At 51.3% G+C, this 25,132-nt stretch carries 21 protein-coding genes and 1 tRNA gene; 1 reads left to right on the forward strand and 21 read right to left on the reverse strand.

What is annotated here, in order from left to right:
* Position 1: 1 nt before the first annotated feature.
* The 7 genes from DL94_RS0106345 to tsaE all read right to left on the reverse strand — a co-directional run bounded on the left by DL94_RS0106345 (position 2) and on the right by tsaE (position 7,590).
* Positions 2–2,107: a BglG family transcription antiterminator gene (locus DL94_RS0106345; RefSeq protein WP_028129446.1), complete on the reverse strand. Its 2,106-nt coding sequence runs from the start codon at positions 2,105–2,107 to the stop codon at positions 2–4.
* Between the two features lie 249 nt (positions 2,108–2,356).
* Complete coding sequence (locus DL94_RS0106350; RefSeq protein WP_028129447.1) at positions 2,357–2,950, reverse strand: ANTAR domain-containing response regulator; 594 nt, start codon at positions 2,948–2,950, stop codon at positions 2,357–2,359.
* 2 nt (positions 2,951–2,952) lie between these two features.
* Positions 2,953–4,380 carry a sensor histidine kinase gene (locus tag DL94_RS0106355; RefSeq protein WP_028129448.1) on the reverse strand — a complete coding sequence of 476 codons (1,428 nt, stop codon included), beginning with the start codon at positions 4,378–4,380 and terminating at the stop codon, positions 2,953–2,955.
* A gap of 289 nt (positions 4,381–4,669) precedes the next feature.
* Positions 4,670–5,701, reverse strand: a complete 1,032-nt coding sequence (gene tsaD, locus DL94_RS0106360; RefSeq protein WP_028129449.1) for a tRNA (adenosine(37)-N6)-threonylcarbamoyltransferase complex transferase subunit TsaD — start codon at positions 5,699–5,701, stop codon at positions 4,670–4,672.
* A gap of 28 nt (positions 5,702–5,729) precedes the next feature.
* A complete protein-coding gene (gene rimI / locus DL94_RS0106365; protein ID WP_081798775.1) occupies positions 5,730–6,206 on the reverse strand; it encodes a ribosomal protein S18-alanine N-acetyltransferase in 477 nt (158 codons plus the stop codon).
* A 195-nt stretch (positions 6,207–6,401) separates the two neighbouring features.
* On the reverse strand, positions 6,402–7,127 hold the full coding sequence (gene tsaB / locus DL94_RS0106370; RefSeq protein ID WP_028129451.1) for a tRNA (adenosine(37)-N6)-threonylcarbamoyltransferase complex dimerization subunit type 1 TsaB: 726 nt from the start codon (positions 7,125–7,127) through the stop codon (positions 6,402–6,404).
* Positions 7,108–7,590: a tRNA (adenosine(37)-N6)-threonylcarbamoyltransferase complex ATPase subunit type 1 TsaE gene (gene tsaE, locus DL94_RS0106375; RefSeq protein ID WP_028129452.1), complete on the reverse strand. Its 483-nt coding sequence runs from the start codon at positions 7,588–7,590 to the stop codon at positions 7,108–7,110. Before tsaE ends, tsaB begins: the two co-directional genes overlap by 20 nt.
* 302 nt (positions 7,591–7,892) lie before the next feature.
* On the opposite strand from tsaE, the gene DL94_RS0106380 reads away from it, so the two are divergent.
* The gene (locus DL94_RS0106380; protein WP_028129453.1) at positions 7,893–8,435 is read left to right on the forward strand and encodes an NADH peroxidase; all 543 of its coding nucleotides are present in this window, start codon (positions 7,893–7,895) and stop codon (positions 8,433–8,435) included.
* Between the two features lie 45 nt (positions 8,436–8,480).
* Here DL94_RS0106380 and DL94_RS15250 read toward each other — a convergent pair whose 3' ends face one another.
* The 14 genes from DL94_RS15250 to DL94_RS0106450 all read right to left on the reverse strand — a co-directional run bounded on the left by DL94_RS15250 (position 8,481) and on the right by DL94_RS0106450 (position 25,068).
* A complete protein-coding gene (locus DL94_RS15250) occupies positions 8,481–11,717 on the reverse strand; it encodes an ATP-binding protein (RefSeq protein WP_051586350.1) in 3,237 nt (1,078 codons plus the stop codon).
* A gap of 136 nt (positions 11,718–11,853) precedes the next feature.
* Positions 11,854–13,410, reverse strand: coding sequence for a ribosomal protection-like ABC-F family protein (gene abc-f, locus DL94_RS0106390; protein WP_028129454.1), 1,557 nt, complete (start codon positions 13,408–13,410; stop codon positions 11,854–11,856).
* Positions 13,411–13,482: 72 nt separating this feature from the next.
* Positions 13,483–13,559: transfer RNA gene (locus DL94_RS0106395), tRNA-Pro, on the reverse strand.
* Positions 13,560–13,632: 73 nt separating this feature from the next.
* Positions 13,633–15,687 carry an autotransporter outer membrane beta-barrel domain-containing protein gene (locus DL94_RS14395; protein ID WP_037371458.1) on the reverse strand — a complete coding sequence of 685 codons (2,055 nt, stop codon included), beginning with the start codon at positions 15,685–15,687 and terminating at the stop codon, positions 13,633–13,635.
* A gap of 11 nt (positions 15,688–15,698) precedes the next feature.
* Positions 15,699–15,857, reverse strand: coding sequence for a hypothetical protein (locus tag DL94_RS16020; RefSeq protein WP_156031708.1), 159 nt, complete (start codon positions 15,855–15,857; stop codon positions 15,699–15,701).
* A gap of 99 nt (positions 15,858–15,956) precedes the next feature.
* Complete coding sequence (locus tag DL94_RS0106410) at positions 15,957–16,502, reverse strand: RNA polymerase sigma factor (RefSeq protein WP_028129455.1); 546 nt, start codon at positions 16,500–16,502, stop codon at positions 15,957–15,959.
* 9 nt (positions 16,503–16,511) lie between these two features.
* On the reverse strand, positions 16,512–19,226 hold the full coding sequence (locus DL94_RS14400; RefSeq protein ID WP_051586351.1) for an NHLP bacteriocin export ABC transporter permease/ATPase subunit: 2,715 nt from the start codon (positions 19,224–19,226) through the stop codon (positions 16,512–16,514).
* Positions 19,227–19,254: 28 nt separating this feature from the next.
* On the reverse strand, positions 19,255–21,456 hold the full coding sequence (locus tag DL94_RS0106420; protein WP_028129456.1) for an NHLP family bacteriocin export ABC transporter peptidase/permease/ATPase subunit: 2,202 nt from the start codon (positions 21,454–21,456) through the stop codon (positions 19,255–19,257).
* 5 nt (positions 21,457–21,461) lie between these two features.
* A complete protein-coding gene (locus DL94_RS0106425; protein WP_028129457.1) occupies positions 21,462–22,421 on the reverse strand; it encodes a biotin/lipoyl-binding protein in 960 nt (319 codons plus the stop codon).
* 115 nt (positions 22,422–22,536) lie between these two features.
* Positions 22,537–22,881, reverse strand: a complete 345-nt coding sequence (locus DL94_RS0106430) for a hypothetical protein (protein ID WP_028129458.1) — start codon at positions 22,879–22,881, stop codon at positions 22,537–22,539.
* Positions 22,882–22,902: 21 nt separating this feature from the next.
* Positions 22,903–23,148, reverse strand: coding sequence for a hypothetical protein (locus tag DL94_RS0106435; protein WP_028129459.1), 246 nt, complete (start codon positions 23,146–23,148; stop codon positions 22,903–22,905).
* Positions 23,149–23,169: 21 nt separating this feature from the next.
* On the reverse strand, positions 23,170–23,436 hold the full coding sequence (locus DL94_RS0106440; protein ID WP_156031710.1) for a hypothetical protein: 267 nt from the start codon (positions 23,434–23,436) through the stop codon (positions 23,170–23,172).
* Between the two features lie 81 nt (positions 23,437–23,517).
* Positions 23,518–23,796 carry a hypothetical protein gene (locus tag DL94_RS0106445; protein ID WP_028129461.1) on the reverse strand — a complete coding sequence of 93 codons (279 nt, stop codon included), beginning with the start codon at positions 23,794–23,796 and terminating at the stop codon, positions 23,518–23,520.
* 90 nt (positions 23,797–23,886) lie between these two features.
* Positions 23,887–25,068, reverse strand: a complete 1,182-nt coding sequence (locus tag DL94_RS0106450; protein WP_028129462.1) for an efflux RND transporter periplasmic adaptor subunit — start codon at positions 25,066–25,068, stop codon at positions 23,887–23,889.
* Positions 25,069–25,132 lie beyond the last annotated feature (64 nt).

Raw genomic sequence — 25,132 nt, forward strand, 5'->3', positions numbered from 1 at the left:
ATTACCCCTCCATCAATTCCTTGTATTTCTTGGCATGAAATTCCTGGAATATGCGCACCAACTCCTCATGGATAAGGCGCTTATCCCCTTCATGCAACACTTCGATAAAGCCCCACCGTTCGAGCAGAACGGCGGATATATAACCTATGGTTTCCAGTTCATACTGGCTGCAGTCCTGCGGTGCGACCATCACTGCCGCCGTACGGATTTTTTCCGTAGGCTCGGCAGGATAGAAGAAAAAGTCACCTACATGGACAATGCCAAAATGAATTTCTTTTACATGACGGCTGCGGCAGTGCAGCAGAATCATGTGATTACCGCTGACAGCGGTACTGCCCTTGTCTTCCCGGGCCAAAAGCTCCCGGGCAACAGACTCTGCAGTCTGCTTGTCAGCACTTATCAGCCGGCCGGCCAGCCGGGATATTTCCTGCACAGTCATGGACTTATCATCTTCTGCGAAGAAAAAACCCTCGATAAGTGTCAGGATAGCCTGTTCATAAGCACCCATGATTTTGAGCGCATTCACAAAGTCAGGCTTGTTGACCGTGGCCGGAGGTTCCTCCCTCATTTCCGGCTGCTGTGCGTCCAGCACACCGTCAATTTTTTCCTGGTCAGCAGGCGTGAGCAGGGCACTGACCACCACCACCGGCAGCGGTACATGCTGTATCGGCACCGTCGCGATGATAAAATCGGCCTCGTGCTCACGAAAGTAAGCCGGTGTAAGCTGCATAGTTGAAACCATATCGTGAACGATTAAATTGTCATACTGCTGACGCAGCCGGCTGGCAAGCAAACGGCTGGTGCCCATCCCCGTGGGACACGCTACAATCACACGCCGCTCGAGCTTTTTGAGCGTCTGATTATCGTTGAGCGCCGCGCCGAGGTGCATAGCAATATACGCAATTTCCTCCTCGGGAAATACGATATCAAGTTCCCCTTCAATATCCTTGACGCTGGCTGCTGCCAGCTGCATCAATTCCGGATAATTGCTGTTCATTTCCCCTAACAGTGGATTCCTGATTGGCATCCCCATTTTCAGCCGGCTGATGGACGGCCCCAAATGATTGACAAGTCCCGTCAGCAAAGCTGAATTGCGATATAAATTCTGACCGCTGATTTTTTCCGCCGCCCCCATCACGGCTTTGGCCATGCGCACCAGATGAAAATTATCCAATGAGGCCGGCATGCCCTGTGGCTGATAGCGGCTGCGAGCGCCTAAGATATGCATGGCGATATAACCTGTCTCCGCCTCGTTTATGGTGATGGCAAATTCTTGGGCGATTTTCGCGCCCAAATCCACCGCCAGTTTAAACTCAGCCTTCGACTTTAAATCCGCCAGCACCTCCGGTGCCAGTTTGATGGGTTCATGGCGCCGAATCCTCTGCACCGCCAGTGCCAAATGCACCAGCAGCCCCACAAAGGCCTGGTCGGACAGCCGCCCATCCAAAGATTTTTCTGTTTGTCTTATCAAGCGTTCCAGACGCTGGATAATTTCTTTATCAACCAAATCCAACAGGTGGGAGGAGGCCATGCTCACCGCCTGCCCGTCCTCGGCCAGATTGGCCTGTACAAGCGACAGCAGCTCCTGCTCACCTACGTTTTCATAAATATAAGCTACAATTGCCTGCCGGATACTTGATTCTTTACCTTCAATGTAGACACCCAGCCCCGGTTTGCGGACAAGCCTCAGCCCATGTCCCTTAAACCAGCTTTCCAGCTTGTCCAGGTCGTTGCTGATGGTGCCATCGGTTACGCCTAAGAGCGATGCGAGGGTAAAGAGTTTTACCGGCTCATTGTGAGGCAGCAGCCGGCTGACGATAATCGACCGCCGCTCCTCAGGAGAAAAAGTCTTGTCATTCACCTGCCCCAGGAATTTCCTGAGCGATTCCATGGCCTCTTCGCCGCCGTCAATGGTGAACCCGGCTCCCTTTTTCCGGGAAAGGTCCAGTCCATACGGCTTTAGCGCCTCTGCCACTGCTGGCAGCTCCCTTGATACAGTTTTCGTGCTGACGCCCAATTTGTCCGCCAGCTCTGTGGCACTCTGGAAAGGATTTTCCCCTTCCGTCAGGATTTTTAAAATTGCCGTGGTTCGCTCACGCAGATTCATTTTCACTTTGCCTCCTATGATCACTCAGAAGCGTACCGAAACCGATTTAAGTAATTCGTGTTTCGATGGTTTTATTATACGGGTTATTCCTATTTTATACAAGTTAAAGACATTCAATATTGTCCCGGACATAATTGGACAAAAATAAAGAACTGACTCGTACAACGCAATAAGCCCGTGGGGACTGGCGGTGTTTTTTGCAACGTTTGCCAGCCCCCACGGGCGTCCTATATAGAAATATATTAACTTTTACGCCTTCCCTCCGGCCGCACGGATAATACTCTGGGCCACGTCCTTAAGCGGCACCCGTTTCTGCATGGCATACTGCTGCATGCGGCGGTACGCCTCCTGTTCCCCCAGCTTATGCGCCGCCATGATTATCCCCTTGGCCCGGTCGATAAGTTTGCGCGTTTCCAAAGAGTCCTTCAGTTTTTCCAGTTCATCTTCCAGCCCCTGCATTTCCTGCCAACGGGACAGCGCGATTTCTATTGCCGGAAACAACTGGCTTTCCTGTACCGGCTTTACCAGATAACCCAGCACTCCGGAGTCCTTGGCCTTATCCACAATATCGGGCTGGCTGAAAGCTGTCAGCAAAATAACAGGGGCAATTTTATCCGCATATATTTTCCCGGCCGCCGTAATGCCGTCCATTTCCGGCATTTTTATGTCCATCAGCACCAAATCGGGACGGTGCTGCCGTGTAAGTTCCACCGCCCGGCGGCCGTTTACCGCCTCACCCACGACTTCGTGCCCCGCGTCTTCGAGCATTTCCCGGATATCCAGGCGGATAAGGGATTCGTTATCGGCAATGACAATCCGCAATGATTTCTTATGTCCCTGCATATTCATTCCTCCAAACTAGCCACAACCTGCCCCTGTGCCTGCGGCTTGGGCAGTACAATATAAGCATGAGTGCCAGGGCCGCTGGTATCATTTTCCAGCCGGAAACTGCCCTCTAAATCGCCCTCAATCAACGTGCGAATAATGGATAAGCCCAGTGAACGTGATTTTGCCGGTTGAAAGTCTGCCGGCAGACCACAGCCATCATCGTAAAAATCAAGTTTCAGTTCACCGTCCATTTCCACCTGCAAACCTACCAGCCCGGATGAACGGCCGGCAAAGGCATGTTCCACGGCATTGATAATCAGCTCATTGAGTACCAAGGCCAGCGAACTGGCGTATTTAGGCGGCAGACTCACCGATTCACCCCTGAATTCCTGCTGCAGGTCAAAATCCGCTGCCACCATACTGGCCTTGACCTGTGCAAAAATCTCGGCCATTATCTGCCCGATATCCATACTTTCCTCCCCCCGGCGGGAAAGGAAATCATGCACAGCCGCAATAGAAAGCACACGGTTGACACTTTCCGACAGCGCCGACTTGACCTCATCAGAGCCGCTGCGCCGTGCCTGCAGGCGCAAAAGACTGGCCACTGTCTGCAGATTATTCTTCACCCGGTGATGAATTTCCTGTATCACCGCTGACTTAATGCGGATTTCCTGCTCTTTGGCGCGGATTTCCGTCACATCAGAGAGCACCACCAGCCGCCGGATAAGCGTACCGCCGGCCTGCAAATCAATCTGCCGGCGGATAAGCGCCAGGTCGCCGGCCAGCAATTCCTTCTGCCACGGCCGTTCCCGTTCAAATGATTCCCGGCGTACATGACGGGTAAGCTGACGGTCAAACAGATGACAGCCCTTCAAACTCCCCACGCCAAGTACGCGGTATATGCGCTGGGCAGCGGCATTGGCAAACACAATCCGGCTGAACTGGTCCGTAATAATCAGCCCATCACTGGCCGAAAGCGGCGTAAACGGTGCTAAATCCACATCGCGGGCCGCAAAATTCAACACATCCTGCGTGGTCTTGATGAGATAGGAGAAATCATCAATATTTAAATGCTCCTTATCCACCTCAATGCTGATAACCGCAATCACATGCGCATTATCGACAATAGGGAACACATACATATCCACGAAATGCCCATAATCCTGCTCCCGCTTGCCATGCACGAACTGCGCAGATTGAAAAACCTCCGTGACAAGCGGTTCGGATAACGTATCGACCAAGCCTGCCGCCGTTTCCGCAGCGTCCTGCATATAGACCGTATGCGGCATGGCCGTAGCCGTTATACGCAACTTCCCCGCTGTTTCCGCTTGAACGTAGATAGCAGCATGGCCATGGGCGAGGTCGGCCACGAAGGGGAGAATCTGCTTTAGGCGGTCCAAGATATTTAATTGTTTGGTTGTCAAGTTATTGTTGGTATTGCGCATTTTTCCACACCTCATCCGCCCCTTGCGGGGCACCTTCCCCTCAAGAGGAAGGCTTTATAACGTAACTTGGCGGAACAGATATGGTTTTCTAAGCGAAGCGTTTGGCGCAGGGCGTTAAGAAACTATTTTTTGCCTACCGCTGTTTTATCGTGAAGCGTCTACTGTCTGAGCGAAGCGAGTTTTGACGCTTTGCGATACTTAATTGAAAGGCAAAAAATAGTTTTAGCCCTGCGACATAGCGCAGCGTGAAAACCATATCTGTTCCGCCATTGGAACGTATCTTATAAACTTATTTGTCTGTGAGGCTAAGCCCCGGCACCGCATTAAGGTACAAATCACTATACCCGCCATCAAGCGCCTGATAGTACCCACGGCACCCAATCATCGCCGCATTATCGGTACACAAAATCTTATCCGGATACAGGAACCTTACGCCCTGTTTCTCCGCCTCTTCGCGCAGGCGGGCCTCCAGACCGCTGTTGGCTGCCACACCGCCGGCCAGTACCAAGGTATCGCGTCCGGCCTCTTTAACCGCCTGGAACGCCTTGCCAACCAGCACCTCGATAACCGAACGCTGAAACGATGCGGCAATATCAGCCTTATTGAGCTCGTGCCCCTTCATCTTCTCACTGTTGATGTAATTGAGCACTGCCGATTTCAGGCCGCTGAAACTGAACTCATAATTTCCCTTTTCCGTAAGCGCCTGCGGAAAATCAATCGCCAGCGGATTTCCCTCCTTGGCCAGCGCATCAATGCGCGGACCGCCGGGATACGGCAGCCCCATCACCCGGGCAATCTTATCAAAAGCCTCACCGGCCGCATCATCACGCGTCTGTCCCATCATGCGGAAACGATTATACCCCTGCACATCGACAAGTGCCGTATGACCGCCGGATACTACAAGAGCCATAAACGGCGGTTCCAAATCCGGTGCCGCCAGGAAATTAGCAAAGATATGCCCTTCCAGATGATTGACGCCGATAAGCGGCTTGCCCAGCGAAAACGCCAAAGACTTAGCCGCCGACACACCGACCAGCAAAGCTCCAACGAGTCCTGGGCCATACGTTACGGCCACCTGGTCGATATCTTTTAGTTCCACGCCGGCCGTACGCAGGCACTCATCAATTACCGGCATGATATTTACAATATGTTTGCGTGAGGCGATTTCCGGCACTACTCCGCCGAATTTCTGATGAATGGGAATCTGCGTGGAGATAATATTTGCCAGTATCTCCCGGCCGCCCCGTAAAACTGCCGCCGAAGTTTCATCACAGCTGGACTCAATTGCCAGTGTCAGCAGTTCTTCCTTTTTCTTTTCCATAAAAACTTCCGTCACCTTATCTACACAATCAGAGTTTCGTATTCCACATGATAATGGCATCTTCACCGTTATCCTGATAGTATTTCGGACGGCGGCCGGCCTCCTTGAAACCATAGCCCTTGTAGAGTGCCAGTGCCGGCGCATTTGACGGTCTGACTTCGAGTGTCATGGCCGTTACGCCTTTTTCCTTCACCCGGTCGATAATCTCGCCAAACATCCGCGTACCAATGCGTTTCCCCCGGTATTCCGGCAGAATAGCCACATTGGTAATCTGGGCCTCCTCATAGGAAATCCAGCAGCCAACATAGCCAATCACCCGCTCGCCATCCAGGGCCAGCAGATACAAGGTATTTTCGTTCTGCGCTTCCTTCCAAAAAGACTCACGCGACCAGGGAATGGCAAAACAGGCCTTTTCCACGATTTCTACAGCGTCCGCGTCCTCGGGAGCCATCTCCCGAAATTCCATATGATTTACATCTATACTATCTAAAGGAACAGTGTCCATTACATCTCCTCTTTCTTGCATTTAAATTACATTTCCTCGGTGGGTTTCGTGACCATAGTGTACCGCCTCGTCCATAGCTGCAATAATCGTCAGATATGCAGCCATCTGCGTTGTCATCGTCAGTTGGCATAGCCACCGCTATGCCGCCTTCCTCTTCCTAGCATCTGACTACATCTCTGACAATTATTTATGCTGTTATGGACGAGGTGGTACACTAGCCTCTTCCGGATGGCGTTTTTCCCAAAGCACTTCCGCTTCACTGCGGCGGATATACACCGGTTCCAAATCCATCACGTTGTCTGCGTCACCAGCCAAAAGCCGCTGCTGCCCCAGCATGGCCACACAAGCTGCCCGGGGCATAACGAGATGGGGCATGGCTGTGCTGACATTGGCCGGCAGTTCGATTTTACCGGCAATCTTCTTCTGCACCGCATCCCCCAAAAGGATTACCTGCTCAGCAAGCTGGCCGCATCCAGCCACAATGTCACTGATTTTGGCCACTTTAACGGCCTCAGCCACCTGCAGGGTGTTATTCTCCCACCTATAACTTTCCACATAGGCATTGCCCTTCTGCGCGTCAAGCAGGCACATAAGGCGCACACCCGGCACAGGCAGCTGATACGCCATAGCCTGCAAGGTAGAAACGCCCACCAGGGGAATACCCAGCACATAACTCATGGCCTTGGCGGCTGCCAGACCAATCCTTAGGCCCGTAAAAGAACCCGGGCCATTGCTCACCACAATGCCCGTCAGCTGGCTCTTATCCACGGCAGCCATTTTCAGTACCTGCTCAATATGAGGCAGCAACGTTTCCGAATGGGTAAGTTTCCCCTGCATGGTCAGCTCGGAAAGCAGCCGCCCCTCACTTGCCACCGCTACGCTGGAAACCTGCGTAGCGGTATCAATGGCCAGCACCAACAAATAACTCCAACTCCTTTATGAATTCCTGATTCTTTTCTCCCACACTGGCAAAGTCAAACTGCCGTACATCAGAATCCTCGCCTATTTTGCGAATACGTACTTCTATATAATCTTCCGGCATTGACTCCGGGAATTTATCCGGCCATTCAATGACCACAATTCCCTCCGGCTCCTCCGTGTACTCATAAAAGCCGATATCATCAAGTTCCTCTTCTGTTTCCAGCCGGTATAGGTCAAAATGGTAAATGCGGCAAATCCCCTCATATACATTCATGAGATTGAACGTGGGGCTCGTCACATCTCCCTCGACGCCCAGTGTCCTGGCCAGACTTTGTACAAACAGCGTCTTGCCAGCCCCCAGGTCGCCCTCCAGGCAAAGCACGGTTCCCTCCCGAATCTTTTGACCAACCAGCTCGGCTAGGTGGCCGGTTTCCTCGGGAGAATTTGTTATACAGGTAAACATAGTTTCCTTTCTCCTCTTAACGATAAAACATTATCTTTTTTATTTTAACACCATTGTTCTCATTTTGCCACTTAAATTTGGCCGCACTAATCAATAATCATTATCCGTTAACAATAATATTTAAAAAATACGTAAATCGTCGTATTTTAAAGAATAATGACCTTACAATGAGTTATTTTGTTTAAATTGCCATTTTTAGCTATTTATCTTTTATTTTCTGTCCCCTATAATTAAGGCATGGCAATGAGCAAGCCATATAATTGATTTTTACTAAATGTATATATTTTGGGAGGTTTTAAGTTATGAAGAAATTTGTTTGCACTGTTTGCGGTTACGTTCATGAAGGCGATAGCGCGCCAGATGTATGTCCGATTTGTAAAGCACCAGCCTCCAAATTCACCGAACAGACGGGTGAAATGAACTACGCTGATGAACATCACGTAGGCACCGCTAAGGATGTTGACCCGCGTATTATCGAAGGTCTGCGTCAGAATTTCACCGGTGAATGTTCCGAAGTTGGTATGTACCTGGCCATGAGCCGTCAGGCAGATAGAGAAGGTTATCCGGAAATCGCTGAGGCATTCAAACGTTATGCTTGGGAAGAGGCAGAACATGCTGCTAAATTTGCCGAGCTCTTAGGTGAAGTCCTCACCAACAGCACTAAGAAAAACCTGACCATGCGTGTAGACGCTGAACACGGTGCCTGCGCCGGCAAGAAGGAACTGGCTGTCCTTGCTAAACAGCTGAATCTGGACGCTGTTCATGATACCGTACATGAAATGTGCAAAGACGAGGCCCGTCATGGCCGTGGTTTCAAAGGTCTGCTCGACCGTTATTTCAAATAATATTCCTTTTTCCAAAAGCCTTCCCCATCAGGGGAAGGCTTTTTACTATGTATATTTCTTCAACTTGACAATCAGCTTGTGGAAATCGATAGGCTTACTGAGGTAATCATTCATACCGCAGGCCATGACGCGGGCCACATCATCAGTAAATACATCTGCGGTTACTGCGATGATGGGAATGGTCGCTGCCTCGGGATGGGAACTGCGCCGAATGGCCTGGGTGGCACCATAGCCATCCAAAACCGGCATCTGCACGTCCATAAGAATGGCCTTATATGTACCAGCCGGAGCAGCGGTAAATTTATCCACTGCCACCTGTCCATCTTCAGCCGTATCGATGATAAATCCCTGCTGGGACAAAATCGTTTCCGAAATTTCCCGGTTCATTTCATTATCTTCTACCAACAGGAGGCGTACGCCGTCAAAGGAACGCTCCTCGCCGATAGCTGCGTCTCCTTCGGCCACAGGTGCCGCAGCGCCCTTTAAGGGCAATGATACGTAAAAGCTGGAGCCTTCTCCCTGCACACTGCGCACCTCAATAGAGCCCTGCATCATTTTCACCAGATTATGGGTAATGGCCATGCCCAGACCGCTGCCGCCATATTTTTTGGCAACCTGGGCATTTTCCTGCACAAAAGGTTTAAAGATTTTTTCCAGATACTCACTGCTCATACCCACACCGGTATCGGTGATTTCAAAATTAGTGAAGAAGATATTGTTCGGCCGCAGGACCTGCTTAATCACAATCTCGATACGGCCGCCCTCGGGCGTGAATTTTACCGCATTGGACACGATGTTCATCAGTACCTGCTTAATACGCAGGGCATCGCCTATCAGACTGTCATGTTTGACCTGTTCCGTATCTACAACCATGGTAATATTCTTCTTCTCCACCTGACCGTTGAAAATCGTCTTGATTTCCGTCAGCATTTCATCAAGGGAGAATTCTTCATCAGCCAGTTGCAGTTTTCCCTGCTCAATTGACGACAAATCAAGCACATCATTGATAAGGGACAGCAGGTGCTGGGCTGCTATTTCACTTTTATCAATGGCATAGCGCAGCTTTTCCTCCGTATTGCCGGCCTGTCCGCCTATGGTCAGGTAGCCGATAATCGCATTGAGCGGCGTGCGGATTTCATGGCTCATACGGGACAGGAAATCACCTTTGGCCGCACTGGCATGCCGGGCATTTTCCAGAGCATCAAACAGATTTTTCCGCTGTTCTAGTTCCTTGCGGCGTTTATCATCAATATCCTGCCGGTAGAAGTAGAACCCTTCCAGCCGGTTATTTACCAATATGGGCTGGAATTGGCAGGAATAGTAACAATAGCCATCTACCTTGCTCTCATCGCGTTTCCGGACTTCACAATAATAGCTTTGCTGCTTGGCAAACGCCGCCTGTATCTCCTGATCATACTCACCGCCCGCCTGAAATCTTCTATAATCATCAGGATGCAGGTAATGAATATAACGCTCCACGTTATGTGGTATAACATCCACGGATAAATGACCGTCCGTATCGATATGATATTCTGTCGCCGTACGCGTGTCCAGGTTCACCTTGACCACAATTTCATTAAGGCGGCAGACGTAGCTCATAACCGCATCAATATCACGGCGCCGCTGTTCGTCCTGATTGGCAGCCCGGTTGCGGATAGAGGTAATGACTATCATGGCAATCAGCCCTAATATCAACACCGCCATAATGAGGAACTGAATGGGATGAGCATAGAAAAGTCCCTCCAGTGTCATTGGGCGCGGCTGCAAATCGGCATAACGGTTAAGGATTTCCTGAACTTCATAATCGCCAGGATTCGGTGCCGCTGCCGAAATAACCTCAAAGAACAACGGGTCCAGCCTGCCGTTTATCCCCAGACGCAAATCCACCGCCATGCCTGGCACAATGGTCATGTGCAGCCGGTTACTGTCATCTTTATTCACGCAGTTCTGACCGATAAGGCTCAACATATAGACGCTGCCACAATGTCCGGCCTTCAGCGACGTTATAGCCTGCTCCGGCGAATCAAACTCTTGCTGGGATATATTTTGCGGCAGGTTGCCGGTCATACCTAGTTTGCGCTTTACGTTGCTGGTCACACCAATCAGCCCATTATTACGGTCCTGCTCATTGATGAACAGCTGCACCAGGGTGGCGCGCAGAATCGGGTGTGTCAGTTCATAATCAATTTTTTCGACCTCATAATAGTTAGAGCTCATTCCCAGAACAATATCCGCATCACCATACTCCAGCAGCTGCTGGTACTCTTTCTGCGTCTTTACAGATATAATCTTGTATTTTATCCCCATATTCTTGGCAATGAGTTTAAAAATATCCGGCAATATACCTTGGGGCTGACCGTCAGCATCAAACCAGGAATAGGGCTCGGCATTGGGCATAAGCGCTACCTTATACACCCTGTCCGAGCTGCGCAATTCGCGCAGGAAACGCAGCCCTTCCGGCGATATGGACATCATGCGTCCCATGACATCGGAATAGTAAAGATTAGTCAGGGAGTACACCCAGCCAGGTTCCGAAAAATTCATTTTGGCCTGGGCCTTGTTTATCCTGTCAATAATCCAGGCCTTATCCGGCCGTGTCAAACAATAAAGGGGCTGGGGATTACGCATCTCCAGAATTTTTTCCCCGTTGACAATGCGTTTACTGCTGGTGACAATCCCATCGACTTCACCACTTTTCAGCGCCGCCACCTCCAGCGCCACGGAGGGAAAATATACCGGCGTGTACTTAAAGCCATGTTCGGCAGCAAAGGCGGCAAATTCGTCAGTCCGCTTATTCCCAATCAGCACGCCCACACGCATACCATTATAAGTGGAAACATCGCCGGAAACATATTTGTCATTATCCTGCAAGGTGGTGAATAACAGCGAGCTGCTGCTCATGGGTTCTGTCGAAAACACATATTTTTTCTCCCGGTCAGGAGTTTTCTGCACGCCTGTAATTAAATCAATTTCCCCGGCGTCGAGCAGGTCAAACATTTCCTGCCAGCCTTTGTCATAGCCGATGTAATCATACGACCAAGCTGTGTAACTTTCAATCATCTGCAGATAATCATAGCCATAACCGGACAGCCGGCCATTATCACCTTTCATGTGATAACCGTCCATCTGGTAGAATCCCACACGTACTATCGGCCGGTCATAATAGGACGTGGTATCCTCCTCCGCCTGTACCGGCAGGGCCAGCCACCACAGACACACCGCCAGCAGCCATAAGCACAGCAGGCCCCCTCTATATCTTTTTTTTGCCTTATATAACATCATTATCTGCACCATCCCTGCGTTTTTTTGCTGTACAAGCCTTGCAAACAACGAAAAAAAAACAGACCGTCAAAAAAGAATTTATTACAGTTAAATTCTCTTTCGACGGCCTGTTTCCCTGCCAAAATTATGCAAGGTATTAAATGATTTTTGTCGTCCAGCGTTCGATATTCCAAACAGAATCTACGAAGTCCTCATAGAACTCTGGTTCATGGGAAACCAAAAGGACAGTCCCCTTGTATTCCTTGATAGCGCGTTTCAGTTCTTTCTTGGCCTCCACGTCCAAGTGATTGGTAGGCTCGTCCAGCACCAGCAGGTTTACCGGCTTTTGCATGATTTTGCACAGGCGGACTTTGGCCGCCTCACCGCCGGACAGGGCCAGCATTTTCGTCGTGATATGGTCATTCGTAAGACCACAGGAGGCCAGAGCCGCTCGCACTTCGAAGTTGGTCATGCCGGGATACTCCTGCCAGAGTTCCTCGAGCGCCGTATTATTGTTGCCGGCGGCACTTTCCTGTTCAAAGTAGCCCACACTGACGAACTCGCCCTGTTCAATATGGCCGCTGATGGGGCGAATCATGCCCAGCAAGGTTTTGAGCAGAGTGGACTTACCCAGGCCGTTAGTACCGCGAATGGCAATTTTCTTGCCGCGTTCCACCTGAATGTCCACGGGGCTGGTCAGCGCCGTGTCATAACCGAGCACCAGCCGTTTGGCCTCGATGACAAAACGGGACGGCGTGCGGTCAGACTGGAAATTAAAATGCGGTTTTGGTTTTTCCTGCCGCTTGGTCAGAACTTCCATCTTATCGAGTTTCTTCTGGCGGCTGTTAGCCATGCCCCGGGTGGCCACCCGGGCCTTGTTACGCTGAATAAAGTCCTGTTCCTTTTTAATCTCAGCCTGCTGCCGCTCGTAAGCCGCCTCTTCCTGCTTGCGCTTTAAGGCCGCCATTTCCTCAAATTTTTCATAACTGCCCGTATAGCGGTCGAGATGGAGATTATCCACATGATAAATCACATTAGTCACGGCATTGAGGAACGGCACATCATGGGACACGAGGATAAAAGCGTTCTCGTAGTTCGTCAGATAGTTTTTGAGCCAGGTGATATGTTCCACATCGAGGTAGTTGGTCGGCTCGTCCAAAATCAAAATTTCCGGATTCTGCAGGAGCAGCTTGGTCAGGAGCACCTTGGTACGCTGACCGCCGGAAAGTTCATCGACCTTCTTGTCAAGGCCGATATCACGCAGTCCCAAACCGCCGGCCACTTCTTCAATGCGGGCATCAATGGTATAGTAACTGCCGGCCTCGAGCATATCCTGAATATCGCCCACATCACGCATGAGTATATCCATTTCCTCCGGCGTGGCGTCGCCCATCTTGTCATAGGCGGCCAGCATTTCCTGCTCGGCCTTAACCATATCATCAAAGGCGGTGCGCAGCGTGTCGCGGATGGTCATACCCGGCTGCAGGACAGCGTGCTGGTCAAGGTAACCAACCTTTACGCGCCGTGCCCATTCCACCGTACCGGCGTCCGGCGTAAGCTGGCCCGTAATGATAGCCAGGAACGTGGACTTGCCTTCACCATTGGCCCCCACGAGGGCCACATGTTCACCTTTCAGCAGACGGAAACTAACGTCCTCAAAAATCTCCCGGCCGCCATAGCTGTGGGATAAATGGGAAACGTTTAAAATGCTCATCTTCGACATTCTCCTTACTACGTTTTTACGAAAAAAGAGCCGTTCCGAAGAACAGCTCTTGTATTTACTAAATGGTCGGAACGACGGGATTTGAACCCACGACCTCTTCCACCCCAAGGAAGCGCGCTACCAAACTGCGCTACGTCCCGAACAAGTAATATAATACTACATTGACCGGGGCTTGTAAACCCCTATTTTAATTTTTTCGCCATTTTTATGGTTTCAAAACATCCAGTTTATACCTAATCTCCCCGTAATACCGCGCTGTCTGCCCAGCCAGCCGGTGGCGGATACGTCAACGCTTAAATGGTCATTGCCTTTAGGCTTTACCACCCAGCCAAGTTCCAGCATATAGCTGCTGCCTCGGAGCTGTGGCGTCTCTGTGCGCAAACCATCATAGGTGGCATAGGCTGAACCATCGAACTCATATTCCCAAGCCAGGCCACAATACAGTTTATTCTTTTTATCAAGCTCATAACTATCCCGAATTCCCAAACGCAACCGTTCGCTGTTCACATGGCTCGTTTGATAAAGCTGTCCGTTGCTTAAACGGATATCCTCAGCCCCGGTATGCGTATAGAAGAATTTCCCATAGTACGTTATTTTATGGCGTGGCTGCCAATTTACTTCCCGTCCTGCGCCCAAATGTGCACCTGCGTAAAACGTAGATGAGTCAAAGTTTTCATGGGTCTTTTGCCCATTATAAACATAGTCGTTTGTGGAGTAATCCAAATTCAGCCTGCCGCCCCGCAAACTGCCCTCATAGAAACTGCCGTCCTTAAAGGTGTTGCGGAAAACAAAGCCTATACCGTAATATCTGCTATTGCCCTGACCGCAAGTGCCCTCATCTAAGCAGGCGTCATAATTGCCGTATCCGTATTCAAACACCGGTGCCAACAAAGTGCGCCGGCCATTTTTTTCTGTCTTTTTGGACATGCCCACCACCATGCAGGTGCCTCTCATGTCCACATACGACCCGGTCGTGTGCCGCATATCGCTGTAGCTTAGTGCATAGAACGGTGTATATACCTGCGCGCCTGCCGCGTCTGCACTTTGCGCCGCATCACCAGACAGAAAATCCGCACCCCGATTGATAAGCGTCGGCATCTTAGCCTGGACTATACTTTTCGTGGAAAAATGCAGGCGGTTTAAGGCTACCACTTTCAGCACCACATGACTGCTGTCTGCCTTATACACCACCAGTTCGTAAAGCTTGCTGTTGATATCCCCCGTTGACAGGCCTGTATCCTTGTGGATACCTTGGTAAATCGTCCCGGCCCCAGCGGTCACACCGCTTGCATTTACGAGCAAATTCACGGTTGAACCGAACGGCAAGCTGCCCGTCTTTTCCACGATGCCCCTGACGGTGCTGGCGCTGATAACAGTAGCATTCCCCCCCACCACTGTTACCAGGGTATCCCCGGACTTAGTGCCCTGGGGCAGATAGAAGTTGTACGTGTTAAAACCACCCAGTTCCCCCACTTGCTGGTCTTTCACATAAGTATTCAAGGTATTATTGGTGCCCATAAATGGTTTACGGCTGCGGTCAGCCTGATGAAATACCGCCGCACCATATATTTTGGCAGCTGCCAGTTCCATATTGGCATTGATATTGACGGTGTTATCGTGCAGCCGTGACACCGCATCATCGTCCACCTTGAATCCTGTGCCATCATCATAATCCTGCGTTTCGGCGGCAATTACATAGTCAGCCAATGCCCCGCCATTCAGATTGATGACATTGCCACTGGCCTCACCCCGAAAAGCATGACCAGCTATAACATTCATCGCCAGCTTATTGCTGGCAGAAGTGTTATTTATTATCAATTTATTATAATGCGTGCTATCCTGTATCTTTTGCGGATCATCATAAACCACCCAGCCAGCATTACCGGTATCCACATTGACGATATTGTTAGTTACATTAACCCCCTGTTCATCATGATAGCCACCGTATATATCCACAAATGAGTTTGCTCCGTCCAGATTGGCTGTCTTTGTTGTCCCACCTGCCTGATTGTACTCGCCGCCATAAACAGTTATCGGCGTACTGCCTGTACCTCTTATATACAGATCACGGCCACCTTGATGGTAACCTTCTTTAATCAAGATAATACGGTTGGGAACTTCAACAATACCATTCTCATTGGCTGGTCCTGTATCCTCGTGCACATCTGCCTGGGCAATGCCCATCCCCATAGGCCCCCAGACGCAGGCCGTTAACATAAGCATTGCCACTGCCTTATGCAGTTTTCTTTCCTTCTTGGCGCTGCTCATGTCGATTCTCCTTACACGTTGATGATTACGGTAGAACCGATATCCACCGGCTCTTTATTATCCTTAACAACATTTTGTATTTCGACCTGTGCCCCTCCGGCCACGTCATCCATATTTTCACAGTCCAGTTCCTGCTTTTCCGGCTTTTTAACAGATTCTTTCTCTTTCATGGTTATCCCCCTTTCAATCTTCTAACATTGCATTACTGCTTATTACTACTTACGATTGAACCTGCTGGATATTACCAGTTTTTGCCAGTGTATAAAAACTTATTCTTCGCCCAGAATCTTACGCAGACTGCCCATAGCTCTAAAGAGAATAACGCCGACATTGGCAGCAGATACATCCAGTGTTTCCGCAATTTCTTTATTGCTCATTTCGCCCCAGAATTTCAGTTCAATAATCCGCTGCTCGCGTTCGCTAAGTTTCCCCAGCGCCATAAGCAGTTCACTTTTGCCTTCCTTGACCAGCAGCTGTCCCTCGGGGCGTTCCTTTTCGTCCACTGACGGTGAAAACACATCGTCCCACTCCACATTCTGCCGATGGCTTTGCCAGCGGTAGTAATCCGTCAGGGTACGGGTGGCTATACGGGACAGCCAGGTAGCAAAAGACGCCTTGCTGCTGTCGAACTCCGCCAAATGCTCCACCATCTTGATAAATACATCACTGACAATATCATCAGCGGTGGCGGCATTTTTCACCCGGGCGTAAATCAGATTATATATTTTCGGGAAAAAATGCTCATACAGTTCATCAAACGCCTCATCATCAGCCACAGCCTGCTGTGCGATGGCGTTCCAATCCTTCTCTTCCATACTCTACTCCTATGCTACCTGCCGTTTTACCAATCTGGCAAAAATCCCGTTTTGGGCTAAAAGTTCATCGTAAGTGCCGCTTTCCACCAGTCGCCCCTTATCCATGACCAGTATGCGGTCACATTCACGGATAGTGGACAGCCGGTGAGCAATCACAATTCTCGTGGTTTTAAGTTTGTTCAGACTCTCCGTCACAATAGCCTGTGTACGGTTGTCGAGCGCACTGGTAGCCTCGTCAAAAATCAAAATGGACGGCTTGCCGGCCAAAGCCCTGGCAATCATCAGCCGCTGCCGCTGGCCGCCGGAAATATTGTTGGAACCTTCGCTGATTACCGTCTGCATGCCCATAGGCATTTCCCGGATATCTTCGGCAATGCCGGCCGCCTCGGCGGCCACCCAGGCATCATCCTGGGTGAGCGGTGCCTGCCCCACAATATTGGTGAAGATATCGCCGCTCATCAGCTGACCGTTTTGCAGTACCACGCCCATCTGGGAACGCACCGACGGCGGTGACAACTCGGCCAGGGACTGGCCGTCATAATAAATAGCGCCGCTTTTCGGCTGTTCAAAACCTAACAGCAGCCGCACCAAAGTGGATTTACCGCAGCCGGAATGCCCCACAATGGCGACATTTTCGCCCGGTGCCACCTGAAAGCTCACGTCCTGCAGCACATCTTTTTTCCCTTCCCCATAGGCGAAGGTCAGATGGCTGACTTCAATAGCCCCGGACAGGGGGTCGGCCTCCTGTTTATCCTCGGTGGTCTCCGGCACTTCCTCCAAGAGCGGCCGCAGATTCTCGATATGCGGCTGAATGGTAAAGAAGGTGCCCACCAGGGGAATCACCGCATTGAGGGTGGCATTAAACGAGCTGAAAGCCGCCTCAAAGGCCATGAACTGCGCATAGCCAATCCCCTCCTTGACCATCTGGCCGCCGCTGCCATCAGGCACCGTTTCCTGCATGCCGTAAACCACTATATAATACAACAGCATGGTCAGAATAAAGGGCTGGGCTGCCGCAATAATGGTATTGTAATTGCCCTGCCAGCGCAGTGCCAGATTCCATTTCCACGTTTCCCCAAAAACCTTGCTCCAGAGATGGTAGGCCTGCTCCTCGGCCCCATGCACCCGAAACTTTCCCAGGCCGGAAAAAATCTGCTGTACCAGACCGGCCTCGGCATTGTTGGCCGCGATGAGTTTGCGCTGAAAGCTCAGCACCCGCCGATAGACAAAAGCCGTAATCAGGCACCAGACGAGCCAGATTACCATGGCCGCCGCCGTGAGCTTGACGCTGTACCAGCACATGAGGATAAGGCTCCAAAAAGAGAACACCGTATTAAAGACAGCGCTCACAAAATTACCGCTGACCACATCTTTTACGGCCTCAATGCCGCGCATACGGCTGGCCAGTTCTCCCGTGGTAAACTGATGGAAAAACTTAAGCGGCAAGGTCAGGAGCCGTCCCCACAAGGCCGCCTCCACGGCCATATTCAGGTGGAGACTGATACGCATAACCGCCACTGTCCGAATCATGGTCAGTGCCGCCATGGTAAAACTGGTCACCATCATCACCTGCGTGACCGTCACCAGCCCTTCCCTGTCCAGAATGGGCAGTATATCCTGAAAGATGGTTTCCGTAATAACAGGGCTGACCAAAGGAATAAGCCCGGCAAAGAAACTCACCAGGAGGATTGTCCGATAGTCCGCCTTCCAGCACTGCTGAAACATAAAGCGCATTAAATCCATGATTTTGAGCTTGCGCCGGGGAAAACCTGCATAGCAGATAAAGGCGTCTTTATCCAATTGGGCAGCCTGCTCTGCGGTCAGACGTATCCCCTGGGGATTTTTTCTCGTCACCAGCTTATATAGACCAGGCCGCTCCGGAATAAGCGCCGCAATCTCCTTGTCCGCCCCATAGTAGGCAATGAATACGCCCGTGTCATTTTTATGCCAGCCAGTCTCATCGAGCCGCACGAGCCGCAGCTGCACATTGGCCTTTTGCGCCAGCCGCCGCAGCAGGGACAGGGAATCCAGCTTTTTGGCAATATCAGGAGATAAATTGATATCCGCCTCCTGCATCGACAAGGCTTTCATCACGAGTTTCAGAATAAAAATATTTTCTTCTACCGCCTTGCCCCCCTGCTCGGTGCTGCTCTCCTCGTAATATATTTCGTCCTCCCCCAGCAGGTTGCTGATGGCATTTTTCACCAGCCAGTTTTTCTGTCTGGCAATGATTTCCTGCCGCCGGCGCAGCCGCTTGTCCGCTGACAAAAAGCGCATGCCCTGCAGCATGGTAAAAATCTGCTGATGCCGCTTGAATTCTTTCAGCAATTCCTGCGTGCTGGCTGTCCCTGCCGGAAACATTTCCCCCTGCGGCCACAGGACGAGCATATCATCTCCCAGAGCCGCCAGCCGGTTGAGCCAGCTGATTTTTCCGAGCGCCATAAACCAGGCCTGCATAAGCGGCTGCAATTCCTGCGGCGCCGTCCCGGCAAAAGTTTTTTCCGTCAGCGAGCTATCTGTCACAGCATAAATAAGGATATCCATTTCGCCAAACTCGTCCATTGACGGAAAAATCGCCTGCCCGGCCTCAATTTTCAGCAAATAAGCCTGCCGATAATGGCGTTCGTCCCGGGTAACGGCATAAACTTCCACCTGTCCGGCTGTAAGCACCAGAAAACTATCTTCACTTGTCAGCTGCCAGCGCCGGCCTGCCTGTAATTCCATACCATCACAACCCACAATCTCTTATCTATCACTTGCTGCTATGTTCCTCAATCAAACGGCGGTAAGGCCCATCCTGTGCCATCATATCCCGATGACGGCCGCGTTCCACTATCCGGCCGTGTTCCAAGACGATAATCTCATCTGCGTCCCGAATGGTGGACAGCCGATGGGCGATAATCACGCAGGCACAGCCCCGGTGACGGATATTTTCCAGTACCTTTTCCTCCGTAATGGGGTCCAGGGCGCTGGTGGCCTCGTCCAGTACCAGCAGGGAAGGATTCACGGCCAGAGCCCGGGCAATTTCGAGCCGCTGCCGCTGGCCGCCGCTGAAGTTGTTGCCGCCTTCCGAAACCATAGCCTCATAGCCGCCCTCGAGCTGCAGGATATCTTCGTGAATACAGGCGTCCTTGGCCGCCCGGACAATATCACTTTGCCGCAGGGAACGGTCAAACAGGGCAATGTTTTCCCCAACCGTACCGGTAATCTGGAAAACGTCCTGGTCCACAGCTGCCAGCGAAGTCACAATTACACTGCGCGGCACCTGCCGCCGGGGCGTGCCGTCGAGCAGCACCTGACCGCCCCATTCCTCGTACAGGCCGGTAATAACCTTGGCCACCGTGGATTTACCGCTGCCCGAGGCGCCGACAATCGCTGTCCAGTGCCCCGGCTTTAAATGCATGTTAAAGTCCTGCAGCAGGGGCGGTTCCAGCGGACTATAGCCAAAGCTGACCGCCTTTAACTCCAGCTCCCCTGACAGCCGGCCTTGAATTTTGGCCGCCACCGGCGCATTTTCCGGCGGATAATTAAGGGAATCCACCTCATAACAGCGCACATCATTGAGGCGCTGCATCTGCATTTCCGTTGTCTGCAGGCTGCTATAGAGGCCCGTCAGTTTGCCCACCGGTGCCTGAAAGCTGCCCATCAAATGCTGAAAGGCCACAAACATACCGGCAGTCATGGCCCCGTCCATAATGGAAAAGCCGCCGAAGGTCATAATCAACGCCCCGTTGAGCCCGGACAGCAGCGTGGGCAATGTGGTCACCGACAGCGACCACAGCTGGGTTTCCTGCGTGCCGCGCAGCACCTTGGCCCGGTAGCCGGCCCATTTCATAAAGAAATCACCCTCGTTGCCGTTGGCCTTGAGGCTGTCAATCATGGACAGCCCATTTATCGCTGTACCATATTCCTTGCCGGCGTCCTGCTGAATCCGCATGGCTAAATCCGTCAAGTGACGCCTGGTCAGCATCATCACGGCAATATTTACCACCATAAACGCGATGCCGATAGCCGTCAGCAGGACGTTATACTGCAGGAGCAATAAGAGGAAAAACAACGCCACAAAGGCATCGAGCACTGCCGTCGCCGCACTGCCGGACAAGACGCCGGCCACGGACTCATTCATCGAAATGCGCCCGGCCACCTCTGCGGCATAGCGCTGATGAAAAAAATGCATGGGCAGGCGCAGCAAATGCCAGAAAAAACTGGACGAATCCGCCAGTGTCAGCTTGCGCTGCCAACGGGTGAGCAGCACCGCCCGGAGCCAGGTCAGCACCGCTGACACGACAAAAGACAGCGTCATGGCTACGCAGAGATTAGGCATCCAATCCCGGTGCTTGCCTGTGAGAATATCGTCCAAAAAGACCTGACTGAATACCGGTGATGCCAGTCCCGGCACAATCATGAACAGCCCCAGCAGGATAAGAAACATCATGCCCCACTTATCCTTCCAGAGCTTGACGGCCACGGCTTTAAAGACATTATAGCGATGGCCTGCCGGTTTAAACTTGGCTGACGGTCTGACAGTCAGGGCAATGCCCGTATACGAGGTAACAAACTCCGACCACGGCACCGTACGCCGCCCCATGGCCGGGTCATTTAGGTAAACCGTATCCCCCACAATTCCTTCCAGCACAAGGAAATGATTAAACTCCCAGTGAATAATCAGGGGATAATCCTGTTCTTCCCGAAGGCTCTCCGCCTCCCAGCGATAGCCATGTACTTCGCAGCCGCGGGCCATGGCCGCACGCATCACGTTGCTGGCCTTGCTGCCATCGCGGTTTACACCGCACTCGGCGCGCAGTTTTTCCAAAGGAACCCACAGGCCATAATGAGCCAGTATCATGGCCAAAGCCGCTGCCCCACATTCCGTTGCCTCCATCTGCAGGACAGTGGGCACTTTTACCCGGGCGCCGGACTTATGCCATAATTTCTGTAAAAATTCCCTTACCATCTGACTCACCTGTTACGCAGCCACTGGCTGATTTTATAGAATACCTTTTCAATGGGGGGCCGCCGCTCGATAATCACCGAACCGGTGCAGAAACTCCCGGCGGTAACAGGCTTATGTTCACCTACAAATGACGTCCAGAGATACCCGGACGGATTGTTTTCATCCTTCACCAGCACAAAAGTTATCTCCACTACAGCGCCCTGACCGCTGGACAAGAGCCACTTGGCCAGTTCCGGATTACTGACCTTTTCCTGTATGGACTGCAGCGGCACCGGGTAATTCGACACCGTCCGCACCACACCGATAAGACTGCCGGACTCCTGCACATCCACCCCATTGGGAACCAGCTGTATTGTCTGCCCCGGTTCAATGCGCTTGCCCTTGTCCACGGGAACGTACATTACGCCGGTCAGGTCACTGCGCTTTTTCGTCAGGCGCACGGAACAAAGCGGGGTACCACTGCTAATGACACTGCCCTTGCGTATCATCACATCCTCGACAATCCCATCGTAATCACTGATGACATCCCGGGATACCCCCTGCTGATAAAGCTTGGCCTTATACTGATAAACCCTGTCCGCCGTATCTTTCATGCTCGACGCCAGCTGGGGGCCATACTGGGCCATATTGGTATCGGCAGATTGCTGTGGCTGTTCCAGCTCGGCAATCAAATCCCCTTTTTGAATGGTTGATCCCTTACGCACATAAACATGGGCAATTTTTCCCCCGGCCACATGCGTAACGGTAGTCACACCGCCGGAATCCAGAATCATTCCCTTGCCATCGGCCCGCACGGTGAACGAACCAAAAATTGACCACAAAATTACGGAAATGAGCAGCAATCCCACCGCTACCAGTGACATCCAGCCGATGGGCGTGGTTATGGGCAAAAGCATATCCAGCCTGTCAGGCGAGCGCAGTTTATCCAGTGCCGCCCTGCTAAAAATTTTGCTGCCATCTGCCATAACCGATTATCCCCCCACATTAAAATTTTGTTCATTTTGGGATTATATTCGACAAATAAAGAAAAAAACCTGCCAATAATCGGCAGGCAGTTCCCTATCTGTTTGAAAGTTATTCTTAAGGCGTAACGTTCATGCCACCTTCATTTTTATTGTTGCCGTTCTGGCTATTCTGCTGAACGCCGCTGTTGTTGGAGTTATTCTGCATATAGCCCGGCCCCGGCGCAGGTGTGGTCTGAAGGGGATTCGTGCCGCCATTGCTGTCCCCGCTGCCGCCTGTGCTGACAGCGGCGCCGCCACCATCGCTGCTGCCCCCGCCGCCACCGCCACCGGAAACCATGTCATATACGATGCCGGGTACACCTGTTGTGGTATATTTAACTACGTCTTTAAACCAATTGCCGCCAGAAACCTGCGCTAAATCTTTAGCCTTGAGTTCGTTTCTCTCATCTTTACCGGTCATTTTAATCCCCCCCTCACTATATCAATTGATGTTGTAGACGCTGCCGTCCCCGCCATTATCGATGTCAACCGGTGAGCCGATATCTACCGATCCAGTGTTATTGGACACCTCATTTACCTGCGAGATATGGCTTTTATTATTAATATCGCCATGTTGCGTGTTCTGCTGGGCACCACTGTTGTCCGAATTATTCTGCTGGTTGTTTTCTGCCCCGCCTGCCACTTTTGACAGGTTTTCCATTTCCAGTTCCTGCTTTTCTTCCTTCATGGCCTGTCCCTGTCCTTTCGCTTACTTGGGATTGACTACCAAACCGCCTGTATTCTCAATGTTACCGTTCTGGGTATTCTGCTGGGCACCGCTGTTATTGGAGTTATTCTGCTGATTTGCGGGGGTAGTATTGGCCGGAGCTGACTGTCCACTGCCGGAATCATCTTTGCCACCGGAATCCATCAGCTTGTCTACCACCTCAGTTACCACCGGAATTACCTGCTCCCAACCGCCGCCGGAGACCTTTTCCATCTTCTCAGTGCTGAGTTCCTGCTTGTTGTCCTTCATTTTAAAAACCCCTTTCTTTTTTTTAATCATTCTTGATTTTGCTTATATATACGATTGAGTATATTGCCTATTACATAGTTTTTATTTTTTTTTGACGTTCATACCGCCCGTATTCTCGCAGTCACCATTCTGGGTATTTTGCTGGGCGCCACTGTTGTTGCTGTTGTCCTGATAATAGCCCGTCCCCGGTTCATTCGCCGGTCCTTCCACCGGCCCTGAGCTGAACGCTGTCATAGGTCCAATTTTGACGTTAAGCTGATCACTAATATCCTCGATAGGAATTGTTTCTAACTCCTCGCCGCCAGAAACATGCGCTAAATCTCTTTCCTGCAGTTCGAGTTTTTTATCTTTACCCGTCATTTTAATCCCCACCTTTCTTTATGTTGTTTGTATTTTGTATTTGCCTATACATACGCTTGATTTCGCCAACTATTACAAGAGCTGCAAAAATTAGTTTTCTTCCAGCGTGAGTTCCACTTCCGTGCCGGCTGTCACTCCTTCAGTATCGGAGGTGATGACGATGTCCCCCGCCTGCAGCCCGGAAATGATTTCAATATATGTACCGTTGGTTATGCCTGTTTTCACATCACGGAATCCCAGACTTCCATCGGATTCCACGACTGCCACCCGCTCATGTGATTCATCGGTAAAGGCCGCCACCGGCACCGCCAGGCACTTGCGTGCCGCATTGGCATGGAGCCGTACCTTCCGATAGGTTCCCGGTTCCAAAAGCCCCACGCGGTTGTCCACCTGCCAGATTACCTGCCGTACCGTTGCCGGTTCAGCCAGGTCCGGCGTTATTTTTATCACCATGGCCGAAAAAATCTGGTCCTCTCCCATATTGCCCACGGAATAATTCGCACCATAAGGTTTGGGCAGGGCCTCGCCGCCCAGTACAGACGTACCAGCGTCAATAGTCAGACTTACAGGCTGGCCGATTACCATGCGCTTTGCCTGCTCGTCCACCACGGGAGACGTGAAATAGAGCTTGCTGAAATCCCCCACCAACGCCACAGGCGTACCAGCTGTCACATAAGCACCTTCACTCTGGTAAAGGCGCAACACCTCCCCATCAATGGAGGACATCACCATCTGCCGCGACTGGCGCATAAGCAGCTGTTCCCGCTGGGCCGTCAAATTATCCATTCGCGCCTGGGCAGCCTTGTAGGCTGCTGCCGCCTCATCATATTTTTCCAGCGAAATAGCATGGTATTCCACCAGCTGACTGTAACGGTTATAGGAATTACGCGCCTTCAGCAGCTGCGCCTCAGCCTCCATTATATCGCTGTCGGCCTGCTTGATTTTTAAAGGAATGTCCTCATCCACCAGCTGCAGTATGGGCTTGCCTGCCGTCACCATGCCATGTTTTTCCACAAACACCTGGGTGATGCGCCCATTTTCCCTGGCGATTACATCGGCCATATCATCGCAATAGAAATTCGCCAGTTCCAGCTCCACATAGGGCTGGATTTCCCGTTCCTGAACCACCGCGCCATTAAGGGGCAGGCGCAGGTTTTCCATACGCTGCTCGATTTCGTTTTCCCCACGCTGGTTCAGGTACACGCCGTAGCCTAACAGCCCCACAATAACCATAATAATAATGCCGACACCCAAGTAAAAATACGTTTTCATAAAAAAATTCTCCAAACTTCCCTAAAAAATTTTACAAATCTTGTAATATCCTGTCCGCTCCCTC

Source organism: Selenomonas sp. AE3005, assembly GCF_000686945.1.
GTDB lineage: Bacteria > Bacillota > Negativicutes > Selenomonadales > Selenomonadaceae > Selenomonas_A.